Here is a 5,746-nt window from a genome sequence, read left to right on the forward strand (position 1 = left end):
CGTCGAGGCTTTCCTTCATGTCGTATATGACGTTGAGGTCCTGGACCTCTTCGATCTTTGCCCCGGCATCATACATGGCAAAAGCATCCTGAATGCCGATTGACATCCTTCAGTGAAGTTTCCGTCAGCACCGCTTCCATGGCATAGGGGAAGGTCTGCAGCGTCACGACGATGATGGGCGTGCCCTTCAGCATGGCCTCGGCCAGTTGCTGGCTTTTCGATTTCGACGAGGTCTCACGGTCGATCGCAGCGATCAGGCCTTTCTGATGGTCGATCTGCTGCACGGCATCCTGGAGCTGGCCGTCCAGCACGTTCCGGTCAGTCACGATGATCACCGTGTCGATGATCGGTTTTCCATCGTCCGTGCGCAACTTGACCAGGTCATGCGCTGTCCAGGCGATGGTCGAGGTCTTGCCGGATCCGGCGCTGTGCTCGCACAGGTAGGCCTGCCCTGGTCCGTTCACCCGGGCATCTGCGATCATCTTGTTGACCGCGTCGAACTGATGGAAGCGCGGGGATATCAGGGTTTCCTTTAGCGTCCAGTTGCCCTTCAGGTCGACGACGTTCTTCTTCTCGACATAGACGAAGTTGTGGAAGATCCGCAGGAAGGCGTCGGGGCGGCAGATCTCCTCCCAGAAATAGGCGACCGGGTATTCGCCATCTTCGCGCGGCGGGTTGCCGCCATGGCCGTCGAAGCCTTTGTTGAAGGGCAGGAAGAAGGTGTTTTCGCCGGCGAGCCTGGTCGTCATCCAGATCTCGCTGTCGGACATGGCGAAATGGACGATGGCGCCGCGCTTGAAGGTCAGCAGCGGATGCTTGCGCTTGGTGACTGGATCGACCGGCAGGCGGTCGGTCTTGTATTGCTCGCGCGCGCTTTCGGCCGATTGGGTGAAATCGGTCTTCAACTCAACTGTTGCCACCGGCAGACCGTTCAGGAACAGCCCGAGGTCGATCGCCAGTTCCCGGCCGGGGTGGTATTTCAGCTGAGGCACCACGCGAAGGCGGTTGGCGGCGTAGCGGTGCAACACGTCCTCGTTGCGCTTGTCCTCGGGCGCGGCCTCGGACATGTCGATATGCCCGCAGCCGGCGATGGCGAATCCGCGCCGCAGGACGTGGATGGTGCCGTTCTTCTCCAGCGCCGCGTCCAACCGGTCCATCAGCACCTTGCGGGCTTTGTCGCCGTTCAGGGCAACCAGCTTGTCCCACTTGGCCTTCTGGGTGGTTTGAACCCATGCCTCGATATCCTCGGGATACATGGCATGGTCCTGATCATAATGATCCGAGGATCCCAGTAGCCAGCCCTGCTCGACCAGTTTCTGGACGACATAGGCCTCAAGGTGCTTTTCGTGGTGCAGGTCGCTCATGCCGCGCTCCTTACGTCAATCTTGCCAGTCACGGCGGCGGTGATCAGGGCCGCGCGCTTTTCCTTGAGAAGCGCGATGCTGCGCTCGGTTTTGGTGATTAGGGCGTCGATGCGCCGGGTTTCTCGTTCGATGCGCGACAGGATTGCGTCCTGCTCTTCCAAGGGAGGCAGGCAGATCCGCAGATTTCGAAAATGATCCCAATAAAGCCGCATGCGGAAGTCCGCGATACCCCGAGAGAACCGGCGGATTTCCTCGGCGGCGGATTTCGTATGCAGCAGGTGCTCGACGAACTTAGTGCGGAACTCGGCGATAGGCCGGGCAACCACATAGGCGGGGCTAACCAAGCCATTTACGGCGACGGCGCCAAAGGCGCCCTGCCAAGCGCGCATCATGTTGTAGACCAGATCGCCAGGCGCCACGCCTTGGTATTTTGTCCGGTCTTCACTGAGAGCTACTTTGCGGTCACGCTCTTCATCCGACAATTCACCATCGGTGACACCGTCATGGATAGAGACGGATAGCACAGGAAGATTGGGATCAGGTGCTCGGAACGCTTCGCGGAACAAGGCCGCGATACGGGTGGTGGCCCAATGAGCGGGCACCTTCCCGATCCATTCGACACCGGAATCCTTCATCGGCACATCCGGATCAATGCCCTTGGTCGCCGCATAAGTGATCACGGCGGCGCGTTTCTCCTTCAGAAGCGCGATGAAGCGGGTCTTCTTCTCGATCAGCCCATCAATCCGCGCGGTCTCGCGGTCGAGGAACCGGGCGATGGCGGTTTGTTCTTCGAGAGGGGGCGTGGGAACAGGAATCGCACCTACGAAGCCCCATTCGGCCCGGGGCATCTTCGCGCCAGTGGTTGATCCGTTAACCAAATCAATGAATCCGGGCTCCAACAACTGATACGCCGCAAAGCTTGGATCAATTTGGGACTGCGGTCGGAGCACCCATAAGTCGCCAACGGCTTCTCCGTCAGTCTCGGTCAGGTAAACTTTTGCCAGATAGGGCCGAAGTTTTCCGAACAGAATGTCACCTTTTTGAAAGGCGACCCCGTCACCATCAAAAGTCGAGCCAGTTTCCACTGCCTTTCCAGTCCAGCTCTCGATGTTCTCGAGGGCCACGACTCTTTCACCTTTCTTTGTTTTGTCAGAGAGGCGGCGCAGATTGCGCTTCAAAGGAACATGCTTCCATCCAGCTGGCAGTTTGAAATCGGCGGTCAATGGCATAGCGGTCATGCTGTCACCTCCGCCAGCATCGCCGCGATTTCCTTCTCAACCGCCTTCAACTCCGCGTCAATGTCGTCCAGTTCCCGCGGCGGCTGGTATTCATAGAAATAGCGGTTGAAGTTGATCTCATATCCCACCACACCAATGCCGCCATCGGTTTCGTCGCAATAGCTGTCATCGACATAGGCATCCTCGGCATGGGGCAGCACTTCGGTTGCCATGTAGTCGAGGATATCGGTGCCCAGCGGGACGTTCTCGTAATCCGTCAGGTCATCATCGGGGATGACGTTGCCCTTCTTGTCCAGAACCGGGTCCAGGTCCGGGTCCTGCACGCCAAAGGCTTTCTGGAAGGCCTTGATCAGCCCGGCATCGGCCTTGCCCAGCCCGGTATCACGTTTGGCGGCGTTCTTGGCGAAGGCCTCGATCCATTGCCAGCCCTGCTCTTCGCCCATGTGTTCGGATAGCGCGGCACGCCATGCGGCCTGCTGTTCCGCGCTGCGCTTTTCCCAGGCCTTTTCCTCGGCCAGGGCATCGAACCCTTCCTCTGAGAGGACGATCTTCTTGCGCAGAGGGCGCAGCACCTTGATGCGGCGATAGCCGAACTCCTCGGCCTCCAGGATCAGGCTTTGCTTCGTCGGCTCAAAGTCTGAATACATCCGGACGATTTCGCGGATCTGGTCGTCGCCGATTTTGCGCCGCTTGTTGCCCTCGCTCTTGCGCATGGGTTCGAACATCTCGGTCGCGTTGATCAGCTGGACCTTGCCCTTGCGCTGCGCGGGCTTCTTGTTGGACAGGATCCAGATGTAGGTGCCGATGCCAGTGCGGAAGAAGATCTCGGTCGGCAGGGCGATGATCGCCTCCACGGCGTCCTGCTCCAGAAGGTAGCGGCGGATCTCGGATTCCCCCTGGCCGGCATTGCCGTTGAAGAGCGGAGAGCCGGACAGGACGATGGCGGCGCGGCCACCGCCTTTTTCCGGGTCTTCCAGCTTGCTCAGCAGGTGCAGCAGGAACAGCATGGAACCATCGCTGACCCGCGGCAGCTTGGGTCCGAAGCGGCCCTCAAAGCCTTGCTCCCTGTGTTCGCGGACAACCGCCGTCTGATCCATCTCCCATTTCTTGCCGAAGGGCGGGTTCGAGACGCAGTAGTGGAACTTCTCGCCTCTGTGCTTGTCGGCCGAAAGGGTGCTGCCGAGTTTGATGTTCTGTGACAGGTCGCGGCCGGGATCGTTTTCAATCGTCTTCAGCAGCATGCCGGCAAGACAGACGGCGTGGGTTTCGGGCTCCAGTTCCTGACCATAGGGCACAATGACCGGCGCGATGGAATAGCGGTCCTGCAGGCTGCGGACATGTTCCATGCCGTCGGAAAGAAAGCCGCCGGTGCCGCAGGTCGGGTCATAGAGCGTGCGGATGAGGCCGGGATTGCCGACGAACATCTGGTCATCCGGGTCGAGCAGCAGCTCGATGGCCAGGTGCACCACGTCCCTCGGAGTCATGAAGTCTTCAGCCGCTTCGTTGACCTCGGCCCCGAAGCGGCGGATCAGGTGCTCGTAGACGTTGGACATAACCCGCTCGGGCACGGCCTCGGGGTGGAGGTCGATAGCGGCAAAGTTCTGGCAAATCTTGTAGAGCACACCGGCGCGGTCCATCCGGGCGATGGTGTTGGCGAAATCGAACTGCTCGAAGATCACGCGGGCATTGTCCGAGAAGCGGGCGATGTAATCTTCGAGGTTCTGGCGCGTGCGCGTGGCGCCCAGGCTTTTCAGGGATTAGGTTGAGGTGTTGTAGAAGGGAAAGCCGGTCACCTGGCGGAGCACCACGTCCATGTCGAGCCCCTGATCGGCCATGGACTTGTGCATCTCGTTGACTTGGTCCCGGGTCGGCTCCAGCACGCACTCCAGGCGCCTCAGAAGGGTGAACGGCAGGATGATCTTGCCGAACTCGACGTATTTGAAGTTGCCTCAGAGATCGTCGGCGTTTTTCCAGATGAAATCCGCCAGGGAAGAGTTGTTGTTGCCTGCCATGATGCTCGTCTTTTCTTGCTTGGTATTTTGGGATGTGTGGTCTTCTTGGAAGGTTGGCCATTTAGTGTCGAAACGAAACAGATTTCGTCAAGAAATACAACGACCCTGGGTTGAGTCTTAGCGTTCTGCTCTGCCTTTTTACGCATCGTTCGAAGGCATGTATGAGAAATCTTACAGTGCCTTCAGAAAGGCCGCCAATAAAGAATATCCTCGAACTTCAACGGCCCCTTGGCCAGCCCGAACTTCATGGCTGGAGTCACCCCATCATCATCCTTGCGGATGTAGTTCGTGAACACCCGGAAGATCTCCAGATATTGCACCACTCTTTTGGGATCATAGGCGCTGTAGCCATAGTGGAGGCGGTTCGCGTTGGTGTGCGACGGGATCGGACGCTCCAGGTAGTAGAGCTTTCTCCTGATGCGCATGAAATAGTTGTCGACAGGCGCCAGCGTGGCGCCTGACAGCGTCCAGCCTATGTCGATCAGGCTCTTCCGGTTGGTGTCGGTCAGGTATTGCACGCGACGACGCGGTTCGTTGGTCGTGTCCCGAGGGTGCGCAACCCATCGGTTCCGCCAGTCGGGCTCTTGGGCGCAAAGTTTCGCGTAGTCCCAAGCCATCTTTTTGCTGATCGCAAGCTCCTCACTGCAACCACAAGCCATCGCCAGCTGCCGGATCCTTGGGCGGCAGGCATTCGACAGCCGGCGCTTTTCGTCGATGTCCATCTGCTTCTGGAACTGGACTGTGGCCATTTCCACCCGGCCGAAGGCGATACGGGCATCGAAAGCGGAGGTATAGGCCGCCCGCAGAACCTCGTCCTGATCCATGTAGATCGTTGTGCGGTATGGATTCCCGATCAGCCGCCGCACAAAAATGGCGTGGGCATAGGTGGTGTAGTCAAGGTGCGTCATGACACCATCCGGCGGCAGCTGGTTGCCGCGGGCCGGATAGTCGGCCATCTCCGGCGCTCTTTTTCCTTCTCCTGGATCAGATCTTCCACCAACATCGGCTCTTCTTCGATGCAGGGGCGAACTTCGGTTTTCTGGCTTCGCGCGATCGCGTAGAACTCGTCGGACTTCCAGTATTGCGGATGGGCATGGAAATACTTGCGAGATCGCGGATCGAAATCACCGTT

5 protein-coding genes and 1 pseudogene are annotated in these 5,746 nt (G+C 58.9%); all 6 read right to left on the minus strand.

Annotated elements, in window-relative coordinates:
• Positions 1 to 68: 68 nt before the first annotated feature.
• Positions 69 to 1,364 (minus strand): type I restriction endonuclease, encoded by a 1,296-nt coding sequence (locus F3H26_RS18905; RefSeq protein WP_223162590.1) that lies wholly within the window; start codon positions 1,362 to 1,364, stop codon positions 69 to 71.
• On the minus strand, positions 1,361 to 2,602 hold the full coding sequence (locus tag F3H26_RS18910; protein ID WP_223162591.1) for a restriction endonuclease subunit S: 1,242 nt from the start codon (positions 2,600 to 2,602) through the stop codon (positions 1,361 to 1,363). Before F3H26_RS18910 ends, F3H26_RS18905 begins: the two co-directional genes overlap by 4 nt.
• The gene (locus tag F3H26_RS18915; protein WP_223162592.1) at positions 2,599 to 4,281 is read right to left on the minus strand and encodes an HsdM family class I SAM-dependent methyltransferase; all 1,683 of its coding nucleotides are present in this window, start codon (positions 4,279 to 4,281) and stop codon (positions 2,599 to 2,601) included. Before F3H26_RS18915 ends, F3H26_RS18910 begins: the two co-directional genes overlap by 4 nt.
• A 78-nt stretch (positions 4,282 to 4,359) precedes the next feature.
• Positions 4,360 to 4,536, minus strand: a pseudogene (locus F3H26_RS19795) (type I restriction-modification system subunit M N-terminal domain-containing protein); the annotation flags it as partial.
• Between the two features lie 260 nt (positions 4,537 to 4,796).
• Positions 4,797 to 5,570 (minus strand): hypothetical protein, encoded by a 774-nt coding sequence (locus F3H26_RS18920; protein ID WP_149777521.1) that lies wholly within the window; start codon positions 5,568 to 5,570, stop codon positions 4,797 to 4,799.
• On the minus strand, positions 5,519 to 5,746 hold a 228-nt coding region (locus F3H26_RS19550; protein WP_188127819.1), incomplete at its 5' end, for a hypothetical protein. The genes F3H26_RS19550 and F3H26_RS18920, both read right to left, overlap by 52 nt.

The sequence above is a fragment of the Ruegeria intermedia genome, from assembly GCF_900129345.1.
GTDB lineage: Bacteria > Pseudomonadota > Alphaproteobacteria > Rhodobacterales > Rhodobacteraceae > Ruegeria > Ruegeria intermedia.